At 69.4% G+C, this 15,748-nt stretch carries 16 protein-coding genes; 6 read left to right on the top strand and 10 right to left on the bottom strand.

The annotated features are described in order from the left end of the window. Positions 1-15: 15 nt before the first annotated feature. From purH to ACP690_RS01590, 4 genes are all read right to left on the bottom strand, one after another. Positions 16-1,578 (bottom strand): bifunctional phosphoribosylaminoimidazolecarboxamide formyltransferase/IMP cyclohydrolase, encoded by a 1,563-nt coding sequence (gene purH, locus ACP690_RS01605; RefSeq protein WP_426259931.1) that lies wholly within the window; start codon positions 1,576-1,578, stop codon positions 16-18. Between the two features lie 297 nt (positions 1,579-1,875). Next, positions 1,876-3,639, bottom strand: a complete 1,764-nt coding sequence (locus tag ACP690_RS01600; protein ID WP_426259930.1) for a heparinase II/III family protein — start codon at positions 3,637-3,639, stop codon at positions 1,876-1,878. A gap of 7 nt (positions 3,640-3,646) precedes the next feature. Then, positions 3,647-4,303, bottom strand: coding sequence for a ribulose-phosphate 3-epimerase (rpe, locus tag ACP690_RS01595; RefSeq protein WP_043060902.1), 657 nt, complete (start codon positions 4,301-4,303; stop codon positions 3,647-3,649). 269 nt (positions 4,304-4,572) lie between these two features. Continuing rightward, complete coding sequence (locus ACP690_RS01590; RefSeq protein ID WP_426259929.1) at positions 4,573-5,901, bottom strand: RsmB/NOP family class I SAM-dependent RNA methyltransferase; 1,329 nt, start codon at positions 5,899-5,901, stop codon at positions 4,573-4,575. Positions 5,902-5,958: 57 nt separating this feature from the next. Here ACP690_RS01590 and ACP690_RS01585 point away from each other — a divergent pair, with 57 nt between their 5' ends. The 3 genes from ACP690_RS01585 to ACP690_RS01575 all read left to right on the top strand — a co-directional run bounded on the left by ACP690_RS01585 (position 5,959) and on the right by ACP690_RS01575 (position 8,773). Then, positions 5,959-6,120, top strand: coding sequence for a DUF1674 domain-containing protein (locus ACP690_RS01585; RefSeq protein WP_244056988.1), 162 nt, complete (start codon positions 5,959-5,961; stop codon positions 6,118-6,120). 97 nt (positions 6,121-6,217) lie between these two features. After that, positions 6,218-8,035, top strand: a complete 1,818-nt coding sequence (locus ACP690_RS01580; protein WP_426259928.1) for an AsmA-like C-terminal region-containing protein — start codon at positions 6,218-6,220, stop codon at positions 8,033-8,035. Between the two features lie 45 nt (positions 8,036-8,080). Then, positions 8,081-8,773 (top strand): hypothetical protein, encoded by a 693-nt coding sequence (locus ACP690_RS01575; protein WP_426259927.1) that lies wholly within the window; start codon positions 8,081-8,083, stop codon positions 8,771-8,773. Between the two features lie 14 nt (positions 8,774-8,787). Here ACP690_RS01575 and ACP690_RS01570 read toward each other — a convergent pair whose 3' ends face one another. Together ACP690_RS01570 and ACP690_RS01565 are read right to left on the bottom strand one after the other, a co-directional pair. Then, complete coding sequence (locus ACP690_RS01570) at positions 8,788-9,228, bottom strand: DUF983 domain-containing protein (protein WP_017980305.1); 441 nt, start codon at positions 9,226-9,228, stop codon at positions 8,788-8,790. 125 nt (positions 9,229-9,353) lie between these two features. Next, on the bottom strand, positions 9,354-10,655 hold the full coding sequence (locus ACP690_RS01565; RefSeq protein ID WP_017980306.1) for a hemolysin family protein: 1,302 nt from the start codon (positions 10,653-10,655) through the stop codon (positions 9,354-9,356). 187 nt (positions 10,656-10,842) lie between these two features. Here ACP690_RS01565 and ACP690_RS01560 point away from each other — a divergent pair, with 187 nt between their 5' ends. After that, positions 10,843-11,517 (top strand): OmpA family protein, encoded by a 675-nt coding sequence (locus ACP690_RS01560; protein ID WP_018250602.1) that lies wholly within the window; start codon positions 10,843-10,845, stop codon positions 11,515-11,517. A gap of 280 nt (positions 11,518-11,797) precedes the next feature. Here the strand turns inward: ACP690_RS01560 and ACP690_RS01555 are convergent, their stop codons facing one another. Both ACP690_RS01555 and ACP690_RS01550 read right to left on the bottom strand, forming a co-directional pair. After that, the gene (locus ACP690_RS01555; RefSeq protein WP_426260020.1) at positions 11,798-12,226 is read right to left on the bottom strand and encodes a nucleoside deaminase; all 429 of its coding nucleotides are present in this window, start codon (positions 12,224-12,226) and stop codon (positions 11,798-11,800) included. A 63-nt stretch (positions 12,227-12,289) separates the two neighbouring features. Then, the gene (locus ACP690_RS01550) at positions 12,290-12,499 is read right to left on the bottom strand and encodes a hypothetical protein (RefSeq protein WP_017980309.1); all 210 of its coding nucleotides are present in this window, start codon (positions 12,497-12,499) and stop codon (positions 12,290-12,292) included. Positions 12,500-12,667: 168 nt separating this feature from the next. Here ACP690_RS01550 and rpmB point away from each other — a divergent pair, with 168 nt between their 5' ends. Next, positions 12,668-12,967, top strand: coding sequence for a 50S ribosomal protein L28 (gene rpmB / locus ACP690_RS01545; protein ID WP_017980310.1), 300 nt, complete (start codon positions 12,668-12,670; stop codon positions 12,965-12,967). 113 nt (positions 12,968-13,080) lie between these two features. Here the strand turns inward: rpmB and ACP690_RS01540 are convergent, their stop codons facing one another. After that, positions 13,081-14,094, bottom strand: coding sequence for an esterase-like activity of phytase family protein (locus ACP690_RS01540; RefSeq protein WP_426259926.1), 1,014 nt, complete (start codon positions 14,092-14,094; stop codon positions 13,081-13,083). Between the two features lie 176 nt (positions 14,095-14,270). Between ACP690_RS01540 and ACP690_RS01535 the strand changes: the two genes are divergently transcribed. After that, positions 14,271-14,639: a glycine zipper 2TM domain-containing protein gene (locus ACP690_RS01535; RefSeq protein WP_017980312.1), complete on the top strand. Its 369-nt coding sequence runs from the start codon at positions 14,271-14,273 to the stop codon at positions 14,637-14,639. A 360-nt stretch (positions 14,640-14,999) separates the two neighbouring features. Here the strand turns inward: ACP690_RS01535 and phbB are convergent, their stop codons facing one another. Beyond that, entirely contained in the window at positions 15,000-15,722 is a 723-nt protein-coding gene (gene phbB, locus ACP690_RS01530; RefSeq protein WP_426259925.1) for an acetoacetyl-CoA reductase, read from the bottom strand. Positions 15,723-15,748 lie beyond the last annotated feature (26 nt).

The raw sequence follows: 15,748 nt of genomic DNA, 5'->3' as shown, positions 1-15,748 counted from the left end.
CTCAGACCGTCCCGGTCAGTGGCGGAAGTGACGCATGCCGGTGAAGACCATCGCCAGCCCCGCCGCATCGGCCGCCGCGATCACCTCGTCGTCGCGGATCGAACCGCCGGGCTGGATCACCGCGGTCGCGCCGGCTTCCACCGCCGCCATCAGGCCGTCGGCGAAGGGGAAGAAGGCATCCGACGCCACCGCAGACCCGATCGTCCGCGGCTGCGCCCAGCCGGCCTTCTCCGCCGCGTCCTTCGCCTTCCACGCCGCGATGCGTGCGGATTCGAGGCGGTTCATCTGGCCTGCGCCGACCCCGGCGGTCGCGCCGTCCTTGGCGTAGACGATCGCGTTCGACTTGACGTGCTTGGCGATCGTCCAGGCGAAGCGGCAGTCGGCAAGCTCCTGCTCGGTCGGCGCACGCTTGGTGACGACTTGCAGGTCACCGGGCACGCCCGCGTCGCGATCCTGCACCAGCCAGCCGCCGGCGATCGTCTTGGCGAACAGGCCGGCACGCGCCGGATCGGGGAGTTCGCCGGTCAGCAGCAGACGCAAGTTCTTCTTGGCGGCGAACAGCGCCAGCGCCTCTTCGTCGGCATCCGGCGCGACGACGACTTCGGTGAAGATGCCGGTGATCGCCTTCGCCGTCGCCGCATCGAGCGGGCGATTGACGGCGATGATGCCGCCGAACGCCGACACGGTGTCGCAGGCGAACGCCTCGGCATAGGCGTCTTCCAGCGTCTTGCCCGTCGCGACACCACACGGGTTGGCATGCTTGACGATGACGCAGGTGGGCTGGGCGTCGCGGAATTCGGCGACCAGCTCCAGCGCCGCGTCGGCGTCGTTCAGGTTATTGTAGCTCAGTTCCTTGCCCTGCACCTGCCGCGCCTGGCCGATGCCACGCACGCCGTCATTGCTGGCGTAGAAGGCGGCGGACTGGTGCGGGTTCTCGCCATAGCGCAGCGTTGCCGCGCGGCGCATCGTGACGGGCAGGACGGGCGGGAAGGCCTCGGCCTGATCGACCGTGCCGAACCAGCGCGCGATCGCGCCGTCATAGGAGGCGGTGGCGGCGAAGGCCTTGGCGGCGAACAGGCGGCGCTGATCGAGCGTCGTTTCGCCGCTCGCGACGATGGCGTAGTCGGCGGGGTCGGTGACGATCGCGACATAAGCGTGGTTCTTGGCGGCGGAGCGCACCATGCTGGGCCCGCCGATGTCGATATTCTCGATCACCGTGTCACGGTCCGCGCCGCGAGCGACGGTCGCCTCGAACGGGTAGAGGTTCACGACGACGAGGTCGATCGCACCGATACCGTGGTCGGTCATCGCCTTGGCATGCTCGGCGTCGTCGCGCACCGCGAGCAGGCCGCCATGGACCATCGGGTGCAGCGTCTTGACGCGGCCGTCCATCATCTCGGGGAAGCCGGTGAGGTCGCTGACGTCCTTCACGGTTAGGCCGGCGTCGCGCAGCGCCTTGGCGGTGCCGCCGGTCGAGACGAGCTCGACGCCCTTGTCGGCCAGCGCGCTGGCGAGGTCGACGACCCCCGTCTTGTCGGACACGGACAGCAGGGCGCGGCGGATGGGGATCGTGGTCATGATGGTCCTAGCGGGGGAGGAGTCTCGCGCGCGTTCCCTAGCGACGGATGGCGCCGGGGAACAGGTGGGAGTTGTGCTCGACTGCCTCGAATACGGCCCCGCCAGAGCAATCGGGCACCATGACACATTCCTCCCCTGCCAGGGGGAGGTGGCACCGCGCCAGCGGTGGCGGAGGGGGAGGAAAGGAAGACGCCAGTGAGGAAACGCGCCGCTGCCCTCCCCCTCCACCATTCGGCTGCGCCGAACGGTCCCCCTCCCCCTGGCGGGGGAGGAATGGAGCGTCAGTGATCCACGGGGTCAGATCGCCCGCTTCAGCGCCCAGCTGACGTTGGCGCCACCGGCCGGCGCCTCGCCCGACACGACCAGTTGCTGCGTCGCGACCGGGCGGCCTTCGCCGTCGATCCACAGCGAATCCTCGATCGTCAGCATCCCCCCGCGGCAGCGGAACTGCCACAGCGCACCGCCGGGCAGGCGCAGCAGCGCGGCGAGGCCGTCGGCGGTCGGCGAGGCCTGCACGCCCGCGCCGAGGTGGAAGCGGATGCAGAAGGGCGCCATGCCCGCCTTGCGGCGGCGCCCCTGCGGCAGCAGCGCGTCCTCGCCGCGCAGCTCCTTGCCGTCGCCGGTCAGCATCAACTGGCGGCGGTGGATAAGGCCCCAGCGCCGGACATAGCCGTCGTGGCTCGCCTCGATCCGGCTGGCGACATCCGATTCCTGCCGCGACAGCTCGACCTGCACGACGCCGCGGCCCAGCGTGCCGTCGGCGTGGATCGCGGTGGAGTTGGAATCGCCCACGGTCAGCGTCGAATGCGCCGCGGTGGTGCGCAGCCCTTCGGCAAAGGCGGCGGGCAGTTGCGCGACGGCCGCACGCGCGCCGCCGCAATTGACGATCAACCGCTGCTCGCCGTCGGAAAATTCGAAGGCCAGCGTCGAGGCGCAGCCGCCCTCCACCACCTTGGCGATCGGCGGCGGGGCGGCATCGACGATCAGCACCGCGCCCCCCGCGGCGAGCCGCTGATAACCCCAGTCGCGTGCCTGACGCAGCGGGCGGGTGCGGATGCCGCTCGCCTCGATCAGCGCGGCGAGATCGTCGGCGGTCGCCGGGCCGGCACCCTGCCAGCTCGCTAGCATGCGATCGCCGTGCATGACGCCGAGCAGCGCCGGCACCGCACGGGCGAGCGCGGTCTGCGCCACCTCGGGCATCTCTTCGCGCCGCGCCGTGTAGACCTCGCGCAAGGTGCTGAGCAGCTGAATCGTGTCGGCGAGCATCGCCGGGCTGCGCGACACCGAACCGCCGTCATCGCTCAAACCACTCGCCAGCGCACGCGCGAGACCCGCCTCGCCGAACGCACGGCGCGGATCGCCGCCGGGGATCAGCAGGCCGGCGGTGATGACCCCGCACCAGGCGGCGATCCGCGGCGCGCCCGGCGGTGCCTTGTCCGCACCGCGATCCAGATGGCGGGCGCCGCGCGCCAGCGTGTTGAGAACGCTCGATCGATAGACGAGGTCGGTCGACGACAGGATCAGCGGTGCGTGGCACGTCCAGAACAGCAGCCGCCGGCCCCACAGATCGGGGCGCCACGCCAGCGGATCGATCCGCTCGGCATAATCGTCGAGCCAGCGCGCCATCAGCGCCTCGGCGATCGGCGCACCCTGCGCGCGCGTCGCGACGGTCGACAGATCGCGCAGCCACGCGAAGCTGTGGACGTAATCGGCAAACGGCCGGCCCCAATCGCCACGCTTGAACGCGAGCGTGTCGATCGGGTGCGTCTCGCCCTGGAACGCCAGCTCGCCACGCAGCAACGCATGGCCGCGCCGCACGTCGCCCATCACGGGATCGTCGGGCACCGCAACCAGCTTCAGCGGATAGCGACCCTTCAGTCGCATCGTGTGGATCGGCGTGCGCCACGTCAGCTTGTGAAAGCGTTCGGCAAGCCGCTCGGCGAGGCTAAGCCCCTTGTCGCCGCCGACGCGCATCAGGCGCTTGCCCTCCTCGATCCCGTCGGGGGCATCCGGCCCGTCGAGCGGGGTCACGGGATGACGATGGGGCGACAGGTCGCTCATGCGCGCATCAGCCCCGCAGCGCGGCGATATTGGCGGCGTAGCAGGCCGGCCCGCCACGGAAGGCCGCGGTGCCGGCGACCAGCGCATCGGCCCCCGCCTCGACACAGCGGCGGGCATGCGTCGCATCGACGCCGCCATCGACCTCCAGGTCGATGGCACGGCCGCTGTGATCGATCATCTTGCGGATCGCGGCGATCTTCTTCAGCTGGCTGTCGATGAAGCTCTGCCCGCCGAAGCCGGGGTTAACGCTCATCACGAGGACGAGGTCGACCATGTCGATCAGATAATCGAGCATCTTGGCCGGCGTCGCCGGATTGAGCACAACGCCCGCGCGCTTGCCCAAACCCTTGATATGCTGGATCGTGCGGTGGACGTGCGGCCCCGCCTCCGGATGGACGGTGATCGTGTCGGCGCCCGCCTCGGCGAAGGCGTCGAGGTACAGATCGACCGGCGAAATCATCAGATGGACGTCGAACGGCTTGGTCGTGTGCGGGCGCAGCGCCTTCACCACCGCCGGGCCGATCGTGATGTTGGGGACGAAATGGCCGTCCATGACGTCGATGTGGATCCAGTCGGCGCCCGCGGCATCGATGGCGCGGACCTCTTCGCCCAATTTGGCGAAATCGGCGGACAGGATGGACGGGGCGATGCGGACCGGCTGCATGGCGCCTCTCTAAGCCCCTGTCGGGCGATGGCAATGCGGTTGGGGTGGAGTTTGATCCTTTGCCACACACTCTTCGTCACGCCGGGGTGACGGAGCGGATGGGGCTGATCACACAAGTCCTCCCCCGCCAGGGGGAGGGGGACCGCTCGGCGCCAGCCGAGTGGTGGAGGGGGAGGACAGGGCGGGGTCTGAAGACGGAAGACGCCGTCGCCCTCCCCCTCCGTCGCGGCTCCGCCGCGCCACCTCCCCCTGGCGGGGGAGGACTGGCGTCAGTCCTTGCGCCGCAATCGTGCGACGAAGAAGCCGTCGCAGCCGCCCTCGGCCGCCAGCATCCCCGGCAGCGTGCGGACGTAACCGCCCGGCTGCACCGGGACGCCCGGTGGCAGCAGCGCCGCATCGGGCGCATCGATGGCATAGTCCGGGCGATCGGCCAGGAAGCGTTCCAGCTGCGCCTCGCCCTCCGCCGGCTCCAGACTGCACGTCGCGAAGACCAGGCGACCGCCCGGCTTCACCCAATCGGCGGCGCGGGCGAGCAAACGCGTCTGCAGGCCCGCCATCTCCTCGATGATCGCCGGGTGGACGCGGTGGAGCACGTCCGGATGGCGGCGGAAGATGCCGGTGGCGCTGCACGGCGCGTCGATCAGCAATGCATCGGCCGGCGCATCCGGCGCCCATTTCAGCACGTCGGCGGCGATCACCTCCGCCTTCAGCCGCGTACGGAACAGGTTCTCGCGCAGCCGCTTGATCCGGGCGTTGGACACATCGACCGCGGCCACGCGATAGCCGGCAGCGGCGAGTTGCAGCGTCTTGCCGCCGGGCGCCGCGCACAGATCGATCGCCTGCGCGCCGTCGGCGATCCCGTCGGCCAGCAACCGCGCGGGGATGGAGGCGGCGATATCCTGCACCCACCAGCGCCCCTCGGCAAAGCCGGGCAGTTCGGTCACCGCGGCAGCGTCGGTCAGGCGGACGTGCCCCGGCATCAGGCTGGTGCCGCCAAGCTCGCGCGCCCAGTGTTCGGTCTCGGCGGGGTCGGCGAGGCTGAGGTCGAGCGGCGGCGGCGCGGCGATTGCCTGTGCCGCGCCCTCGACCGTCTCAGGCCCCCAGGCGGCGTCCCACCGCGCCTCGACCTTCGGCGGCAGGGCGGGAATTTCGGGCAGCAGCACGCCCGACCGGACGATCGCGCCGAACACGCCATGCACCAGCTTGCGTGGCCCGCCGTCGACCAGCGGCAGCACGGTCGCGATCGCGGCGTGATGCGGCGTGCCCAGCACCAGCGCCTGCACCAGCGCGATGCGCAGCGCCATGCGCGCCTTGGCATCCTCGGGCAGCGGGCGCTCCGTCACCGAATCGATGAGCGCGTCGAGATCGGGCAGACGCCGCAGCACCTCCGCCGCGATCGCATGCGCCAGCCCCCGGTCGGGCCCGTAGACGTGGCGCGTCGCCGCGACCAGCGCCTGCTCCAGGGGCTCGCCCCGGCGCAGCACCGCGTCGAGCAGGCGGATGGCGGCGCGGCGCGACGGCGTGCCGAGCGGCTCGGCAGCGGCGGCGGGCTCACGATTGAAACGGTGACCGGCTCGGGGACGGCGGGGATCGGGCAAACTTGAGAAACCTTCGGTTCGGAACGATATACGGGTCCCTTAGACCGGAGAGACGCGATGGGCCAACGTCCCGAACATCTGAAGCCGCCCGCCTATCTCAGCAAGAACCCGCCCGTGCCCACCCCGGAGCCGGTCGAGCCGAAGGCGGAAGACCCGTTGGGGCTCGATCCCACGCGCTACGGGGACTGGGAATTGAAGGGCATCGCGATCGATTTCTGATCCGGCATCGACCGGAGCGAAGGACCGTGCCGGAACCAATGGCGTTCCGGCGCGTCCCGCTGGCATGACCCCCCGTCTCCGCGCCGGCAGGCGTTACGTGCCTGTCCTCGTCGCGGTGCCGCTGGTGTTGCTGCTCGTCATCGCGGCCTTTCCCTATGGCGTGTTGAAGGGCGTGGTCGCCGATCGGCTGGCCAAGCGTTTCGGGCGACCGGTGGTGATCGGGGCGATGGACCGGGTGGATACGATCGGCTTCACGCCGACAATCCGCGTCCGCGACGTCACGATCCCGCAGGCCGGCTGGGCCGGCACCGGCAACTTCCTGACCTTGCGCGAAGCGCGGGTCACCTTCCCCGTCTGGCCGCTGCTGACCGGCACCTTCCGCCCGCGCGATATCGTCGCGGAAGGATTGCAACTGGCGCTGGTGCGCGATGCCAACGGCCGCACCAACTGGTCGCGCCCCGGCGAGGCGGAAAGCGGCGGCGCGTCGAGCGACCTCAAGGGGCTGACGATCCGCGACGCCACCATCCGCTATCGCGACGACAAGCGCCGCCGCGGCGCCGTGGTGCAGGTCTCGTCCGACGCACAAGGGCTGCGTGCCAAGGGCAATGGCACGATCCGCGGTGTGCCCGTCCGCATCGCGCTCGATGGCGCGTCCGTCGCACAGCCATCCCCTGGCCCCTGGCCCTTCACCGCGACGATCGACGGCGACCGGCTGTCGATGCGCGCTAAGGGCAGCACCGACGTGCCGCTCGATACCGACGCGATGACGCTGGACGTCACCGCGCGTGCCGCGGACCTCCGCCTGATCGACGCGGTGATCGAGGCGGGGCTGTTCGGCACGCAACCCGTCGCGCTGACCGCGCATGTGCGCCACGACGCGCCCAAGTGGATCGTCAACGACCTGAAGGGCACGATCGGCCAGTCGGACATCGCCGGCCATGTCACGGTCGACAAGCAGGACGGCCGCACGAAGCTGGACGGCGCCGTCACCGCCAACCGCTTCGATTTCGGCGATCTCGCCTCCGACGAAGGCCGCGCGGAAGCGGCCGCGCGCGAACGCGCGATCGGGCCGCATGTCGTGCCCGATACGCGGATCGACCTCAGCAAGATCGGCGAGACCGACGGCCGCATATCGCTCCGCGTCGCGCGCGTCGTCAGCCGCAGCGGACCGACGCCGGTGCGCGCGCTGTCAACGGTATTGGCGCTCGACCATAAGCGGCTCGACGTGGCGCCGCTGACGCTGGTGCTCGCCGATGGCACCGCCAAGGGCAGCCTGCGCGTCGACCAGCGCGACGGCGCGCCCAGCCCGCTGCTGACGGTCGATATGCGGCTGAGCGGCACGCGCGTTGCGGCGCTGCCCGGCACCGGCGGCGACTTCACCGGGCGGATCGCAGCGCGCGCGCGCCTGGCCGGGCGGGGGGATACGATCCGTGCCGCCGTGGGGCGGTCCGACGGCCGCATCGGTTTCGTGGTGCGTGACGGCACGCTGCCGCAGCGCTACGCCGCGGCGCTGGGCTTCGATGCCGGACGCGCGCTGCTGGCGGGGGAGAGCGAACGCGCCCGTCTGCGTTGCGTCGTCGTCGGGCTGAAGGTGACGGACGGCCTGGGCCACGCCGCGCCGATGATCGTCGACACCAGCGCCAGCCAGCTGCGCGGGACCGGCACGTTGCGCTTTCCCGCCGAACGGCTCGATATGCGGCTGACCGGTGCGCCCAAGGGCGACGGCCTGCTCCGCCTGCCCGGCGCCGCCTTCCTCACCGGCACGCTCAGCGCGCCAGAGATCGTCGTGCCGGCGCAGGTCAAATCGGTCGGTAACGTGTTGAAGGCGCTGGGCCGCGCGATCACCGGCAAGCAGGAACCGCGCGCGGGCGATGCCGATTGCGCGGCGTTTTCGGCACGCGTGCTGGGCTCATGACAATCCCCCTCGCCCCCTCGGCACGCCATCGCTAGGATCATACGCATGAACGACACCGCCTCCGCCGGCGGCGCCTCGGGCGCCAGTCTGATCCCCAGCACCACCGATGCCTTCACCGCCGCGCATCTGGCGATCATCGCCATCTTCGCGCTGCTGACGATCGTCGCGATCATCTGGGGCATCCGCCTGAAGCGGCAGCGCCGCACGGCGGAGCGCGATATCGCCGAACATAATGCCGAAGTGGCGCGGACCGCGGACGACACGCCCGCACCGACACCAATAGCCCCGCCACCGCCTCCGGTAGCGGCCCCCGCGCCCGCCCCGACGCCGCCCGTCACCCCTCCGGCACCGCAGGCAACCGATTCCGCGCCCGACGTGCCCGCGGCGGCCGACCCAATCGCCGACGAACCGATCGCCGCCAGCGCACCGCTGGACGCGGCACCGGCGCAGGAAGCCGCGTCCGCACCGGCAGCGCCTGCGCCCGTCAGCGCCGATCCCGCCGGAGCCCCCGTGTCGACGCTGAAGGGCCTCGGCCCCAAGCTCGCCGCGCGTCTGGGCGAACTCGGCATCAGCACCGTGGGTCAGGTCGCCGCGCTCAGCCCCGAACAGGCTGCGGCACTCGATGCGCAGCTGGGGCCGTTCGCCGGCCGGATGGAGCGCGACCGCTGGATCGAACAGGCCCGCTTCCTCGCCGCGGGCGACACGGCCGGGTTCGAACGCGTCTTCGGCCGGCTGTAACGCGCCGGCTCACCTTACTGGTCGAAATCGTTGGTCACGTCGTCGGTGCCGTGCAGGCGGCGCCACAGACCTTGCGTGCCTGCTTCCTGCGCGCGGTTGACGAATTGCGATGCGACCAGCCAACCCTTGATCGGCCGCAGCGGCAATAGCGTCCCCGCGACCATCACCGGCACCGACGTGATCAGATGCACCCAGACGGGCGGCTCGAACGCCACCTGCAACCACACGACGAAGAAGATCAGCGGCAGCGCGATGATACACAGCGAGAAGAAAGCGGGGCCATCGTCCGGCGCGGCGAAGCGATAGTCGAGCCCGCAATGCTCGCAGCGATCGACGATCTTCAGCCACGATCGGAACATCCGCCCCTCGCCGCAGCGCGGACACAGTCCCTTCCAGCCGCAGTGCAGGATCCAGCGGAATGTGGAGGGCTTGGCGGGCGTGTCGGGCTGTTCCATCTGCAATAGGTGGGCACGCCCGGCCCCGCCGTCGATGGGACGAATTGTCCTACGCCAGGCGGACCTTGCCTTATGTTAGCGAGATCGCATCGAAACGGATGCCACCGGCATACCGGCCGGCCCCATCACATTTCGCTGACGAGCAATTTGTCGATGCGGCGGCCATCGAGGTCGACGACCTCGAACCGCCAGCCCTGTTCCTCGAAATGCTCGCCCTCGCCCGGCAAATGGCGGAAAGCGGCTAAGGCTAGACCAGCGACGGTCGCGTAATCGCGATCCTCGGGCAGGTCGATCCCCAGCCGTTCGGCGAGCGCGTCGGCCGCCATCGTGCCGGCGACCAGCAACGATCCGTCGTCGCGCACCACCACGGAGGGGGCCTCGTCGGGATCGGCATCGCTCGCGAACTCGCCGGCGATCGCGGCGAGCAGGTCGGCCGGCGTCACGATCCCTTCGAAATGACCGTATTCGTCGTGGATCAGCGCCATCGGCACTTCCGCCTGGCGCAGCGCGATCAGCGCGTCCATCGCGTCGATCCGATCGATCACGACCGGCGCCTTGCGCATCAACGTCTTGAGGTCGAGCGGCTCGCCCCGGAACAGCGCAGACGCGATGTCGCGCGACTGGACGACGCCGACGACCGCATCGACCGACCCCTCCGCCACGGGCAGCCGGGTGTGCGGCGTGGCGAGCAGGATGTCGCGGATCCGGTCCGCGTCGAGGTTGCAATCGAGCCAGTCGACTTCGGTGCGCGGCGTCATCACCTCGCGCACCGGCCGGTCCGCGAGGCGGACGACGCCCGAGATGATCGTGCGCTCATGCTCCTCGATCACGCCCGACTTGCTCGCTTCGGCGACGATCAGGTGCAGCTCTTCCGCTGTTACCTGATCTTCCGATTCGCGATTGAGGCCGAGGATGCGAAAGACGAGCGCGCTCGACGAATCGAGTACCCAGACGAGGGGCGCGCAGACTAGCGCGATATAGCGCATCGGCAGCGCCACCAGGCTGGCGACCGTTTCGGGCTTACGCAGCGCGAACTGCTTGGGAACGAGCTCACCGATGATCAGCGAGGCATAGGTGGTGAGGCCGATCACCAGCGCGAAGCCCAGCGTTTCCGCCGTGTGAGCGGACAGGCCCAGCAGTTGCAGCCGCGCGGCGGTGGGGCTGCCCAGGCTCGATCCCGAATAAGCACCCGCCAGAATGCCGATCAGCGTGATGCCGATCTGCACGGAGGACAGGAACTTGCCGGGATCGGCGGCGAGCTTCAGCGCGGCGGCGGGCCCTTTGCGCCCCGAGCGCGCCATCGCCTCCAGCCGCGCCTTGCGCGACGAGACGATCGCGAGTTCGCTCATCGCGAATACGCCGTTCAACGCGACAAGCGCGAGGATGATGAGGACGTCGATCCAGGGAAAGGGCGGAAGCGGTGCCATCGGCGTGACGTGTCTTTGCCGTACAAGTCCGGCCGCGACAACCGCCTGATTGCACGGTGGCCGCGGAAAGTGCGTGGCACGCGCATCGCCCCCCGGCTCATCCACCGTTCAGATCGCAGGCGGAACAAGCCGCTTCGGACCTGAGTTATTCCCCCAGACGAAGGCCAATTGTAAGCAAAGGGACATCATGCGCTCCAAATTCCTCGCTGCCGCCGCGCTCACGGCGCTCGTTACGACCAGCGCCTGCACCACCGATCCGGAAACCGGCCAGCGCCGCATCTCGTCGACCGCGATCGGCGGCATCGGCGGCGCGCTCGGCGGCTATCTGCTCGGCGACCTCGTCGGCGGCCGCAACGATCGTACCGCCAAGATCCTGGGCGCCGGCATCGGCGGCCTCGCGGGGGCCGGCATCGGCGCGTACATGGACAAGCAGGAGCGCGACCTGCGCGCCCGCACCGCCGGCACCGACGTGCAGGTGACGCGCGAAGGCGACAATCTGATCCTCAACATCCCGTCGGGCATCACCTTCGGCTATAACAGCGCCGCGGTGCAGCCGCAGTTCCAGCGCACGCTCGATCAGGTCGCCGACACGCTGTCGCAGTACAACCAGACGTTCGTCGACGTGTACGGCTTTACCGATTCGACCGGCTCGGAATCGTACAACCAGCAGCTGTCGGAACGCCGCGCCGTGTCGGTCGCCGACTATCTGGCCGCGCATGGCGTGCAGGCCGCCCGCATCGGCACCCGCGGCTTCGGCGAGAGCAACCCGGTCGCCTCGAACGACACCGAAGCCGGCCGCGCCGCCAACCGTCGTGTCGAGATCAAGATCGTGCCGATCTCGCAGAACGACCTGCGTCAGTAAGACGCCTTGGCCCGTCGGTGCCATCGGTGCCGGCGGGTGTTTTGCGCGACGGCGCGCGCGCTGCGGCACCGTTTTGGTTCGCGCGAAGACGCGAAGACGCCAAGAGGTGTTCGCCTACGGCACCGTCAGGTGCCCCTCATGACATGAGAGACAGGCTGTGCCGACCTAACGCACGCTCTCTCTGCGCCCTCAGCGCCTCTGCGCGCACAATCCATGAAACAGACGGACGCAGCGCCACAGCGGGACCCCTTCGCGTCTTAGCGTCTTCGCGCGAACCCATTTACCGCCGTTCACGAAAGAAGGCCCGCAGCAGTGCCGCCGCCTCAGCCTCGCCGATCCCGCCGTACACCTCTGGCCGGTGATGCACGGTGGGCTGCGAGAACAATCGGGGCCCGTGTTCGATCGCACCGCCCTTGGGGTCGCTCGCACCATAATAGAGCCGCCCGATCCGGGCATGCGCGATCGCCCCCGCGCACATCGCGCAGGGCTCCAGCGTCACCCACAGATCCGCCTCCTCCAGCCGCTCGCGACCCAGCCGCGCCGCGGCCTCGCGGATCACGCGCATCTCGGCATGGGCGGTGGGATCGCACAGCGCGCGCGGTGCATTGGCCGCCTCGGCGATCACCTCGCCGCGCCACAGCAGCACCGCCCCCACCGGCACCTCGCCAGCCGCGGCGGCGGCGGCGGCAGCGTCGAGGGCGCGTCGCATGGGGGGCGGCAGGGGAAACATCTGCCCCTCCTGCCCCCGATCCGCGATTCGCGAAAGCGCCCCTTATTGGGCGTTGCCCGGCCGCTCGACGTTGACGGTCGGCACCTCAACCGTCTTCTTCTCGGTGCCGACGCTGACGCGTGCGACGTCGGCCTTGAACTGCGGCGCCTGGACCAAGGCCGGGCGCGTCTGATCGATGTTGATGAAGCCGAAATACATCAGCGCCACGACGATAAGCGCGATGACCCCGAGCAATGCCAGCAACGTGCGCATGTGAACCGTCCCCTGTTCGTGACCTTTACGATGGCGTAACAACGCCGCGTGTCCGAGTCCGTTGCACCCGGCATGCGACGGTGCGCGGATCGCCCCATGGTTGACGGATCGCCGTGAAGCCGCTAGTGGCGCCGGCTTTCCGGGCAACCGAATTCAGGATTTAAAGCCATGTCGCGCATTTGCGAGCTGACCGGCAAGGGCCGGCAGGTGGGTCACAACGTTTCCCACGCCAACAACAAGACCAAGCGCACGTTCCTGCCGAACCTGCAGAACGTCACGCTGATGTCCGATTCGCTCGAGAAGAGCGTGCGTCTGCGCGTGTCGACCCACGGCCTGCGCTCGGTCGAGCACAACGGCGGTCTCGACAACTGGCTGGTGAAGACCGGCGACGACAAGCTGTCGCTGCGCTGCCGCCGCCTGAAGCGCGAAATCGTCAAGAAGCTGTCGGCGACCGCCGCCGCCGCGTAAGCGGCCGACAGCGACGTCCGTTTCCGGCTTGCCAAGGCCCGCTGCTCCCCCGGAGCGGCGGGCTTTTGGCGTTGGTGATGGCGGCGCGAACAGCCCGGGCCGGGCGAGATCCGTCAGCGCGAATCGATCCGGAATTTGAGCAGCAGAGTCCGCTGCAGGGGCAATTGGTTGTCGTCGGACACCAGCCAGACGATCGTCGCGCCATGTTCGATCGTCGTCGCCACGCCTTCGAAATTGTCGTGAATCAGCGGCGAATCGAGCGTCGCGAGCAACTGCCCGCGCGCCACGCTGCCCGCGCGAATCGCCGACGCCGGCACCAGCGACAGGCGATTGCTGAACCGAAAGGGCAGCCGGAACGCCCGATCGAGCACCAGTAGGTCGCCGTTGGGCAAGGCGGTCGCATCGGCGGGGTCGTAGCGCCCATAGGGCATATAGGCGAAATAGACGGGCCGCGTGCGGATCGGATCACCGGGGAAGAGTAACGCAGTGCGGCTGTGCAGCCGCTCCGCCTCCGCGCCCGTCCAATGCGCCGGCGGGACATGCGCATCCTCGCTGATCGTCACGAATCGCCCATCCGGCAGGCGCGCGAGCGACTCGGGGCCGCCATTGATCGGCCAGCGCGCCATCTCAGGCGGCGTGCGCTGCGCCTCGGCGCGCGCGAAACCGGGAGCGTAGCGCCAGATGGCGTTATACCGCTCATATCCCACCCAGATCTGTCCCGTCGCCGGATCGGCCGTCATCGATTCGGTGTCGCGGTCGCGCTTCTCCCAACCGGTGCCCGGTCCCTGCGGCAGGTTCTGGAACTGCACGCCATGCGGCCGCCAGTCCGTGCCCATCGTGAAGGCGACGATATTGCCGCCATCGCTGAGCAGCGTGAACCGGTCACCGTTCGGCCGCCGCTCCACCCGCAGCGACGAATAGCCGCCGAACGCCGGATCGCGGCTGCGCAGCTCGGCACCGCCAAGATAGGTCAGCGATCCCAGCCGCCGGCGCGACGGATCGGCGGGATCGAGATCGACACGCTGCACGGTCAGTTCGGGGTGTCGCCCCAACAGCGGCAGGCGTTCTTCCCCCGCCCAGCCGGGGACGATCAGCAACACCGCCAGGATGACGAACAGCACACGCATGCCGCGCCTCATAGGGTGCGGAGCGGCAGGCGGCACCCCTGCTCTGCCTGAACGGACGATAACGGGCGCATTCAGGGTCGGGTCAACGCGACTCGGGCAAAAGGCATCCATCGACGACGGGCAGGTGCCCCCCGCATCGCCGTCGAAACGGACAGATTACGGACGGGAGAAAACCCATGCTGAAGACTCTGAGCCTCGCCGGTGCCGCGCTCGCCATGACCGCCTCGGCCCTCGTGCCGGTTAGCGCCGCCTCGGCGCAGCGCGGCTATTACGGCGGTTACGATCGCGGCTACGCCTATGACCGCGGCTATCGTGACGATCGCGTCTATCGCGGCGACCGTGGCTATTACCGCGACCGCGGCTACGCCCGCCGCTGCAACGACGGCACCACCGGTACGGTGCTCGGTGCGATCGCCGGTGGCCTGCTCGGCCGCACGATCGACACTCGCGGCGACCGCACGCTCGGCACCGTCCTCGGCGCCGGTGCGGGTGCCCTCGCCGGCCGCGCCGTCGAGCGCTCGGATCGCCCCGGCTATTGCCGGTAAGCGTTAAGCCCCGCGTAGCGTAACGGGGTGCGAGGCCCGGTCTTCCTTCGGGAAGGCCGGGCCTTGTGTTGTGTGTGGGACTTTAGACGCCTGTCCCGCCCACGCCGTCACCCCGGACTTGGTCCGGGGACCACTCCGCGGCGAGGGGGAAGGCAAGGGGCTCGGGCGCTCCGCCGCCTACCGGTGGACTCCGGAACACGTCCGGGGTGACGGGGCGTATTCGGGAAACGGCACCACCAATCAGGACCCCGGCAAAGCCGTCGTCGGACGGGTTCGCCCTTGGCGACCCGCCGGCCGTGCCGATGCGTGCGCGCCTGGCGCGCGCATCGGGGCGTAGCCTGGGCTACGCCCCTCGCATCGTCAGTACATATGTTGACCGCCGTTCAGGCTCAGCGTCGATCCCGTCACGAAGCCCGCATCTTCCGAACACAGGAAGGCGACGCCGCGCGCGATTTCGCTTGCCTGGCCCAGGCGACCGACGGGAATTTTGGCGACGATCTTCTCCAGCACGTCGCTCGGCACCGCCGCCACCATGTCGGTGTCGATATAGCCCGGCGCGATCGCGTTCACCGTTACGCCGGCGCGTGCGCCTTCCTGCGCCAATGCCTTGGTGAAGCCGTGGATACCGCTCTTCGCCGCGGCATAGTTCACCTGGCCGTACTGACCCGCCTGACCGTTAATCGAACCGATGTTGACGATCCGCCCCCATTTGCGCTCGCGCATCCCGGGGAAGGTCGCCTTGGCCATATTGAAGCAACCACCCAGGTTGGTGTCCATGACCTCTTTCCACATCTGGTAGGTCATCTTCAGGATCGTGCCGTCGCGCGTGATGCCCGCATTGTTGACGACGATGTCGATCGGCCCCAGATCCGCGGCGACCTTCGCGCAGCCATCCTGGCAGGCGTCGTGATCCGCGACGTCCCATTTGTAGGCGGCGATCCCCGTGCGTTCGGTGAATTCGCGCGCCCGTTCGTCATTGCCGGCGTAATTGGCGGCGACGGTGATGCCGGCCTCTTTCAGGGCAAGGCTGATCGCCTCGCCGATGCCACGCGTACCACCGGTGACGATCGCTACTCTGGCCATTCCAACCTCTCCCGTTAGACGTTCAG

This window comes from Sphingomonas sp. DC4900, from assembly GCF_049896485.1.
In the GTDB taxonomy this organism is placed as follows: Bacteria; Pseudomonadota; Alphaproteobacteria; order Sphingomonadales; family Sphingomonadaceae; genus Sphingomonas; species Sphingomonas aquatilis.
Note: the sequence above shows the minus strand (reverse complement) of the source record. Positions and strands in the feature narration are given on the sequence as shown.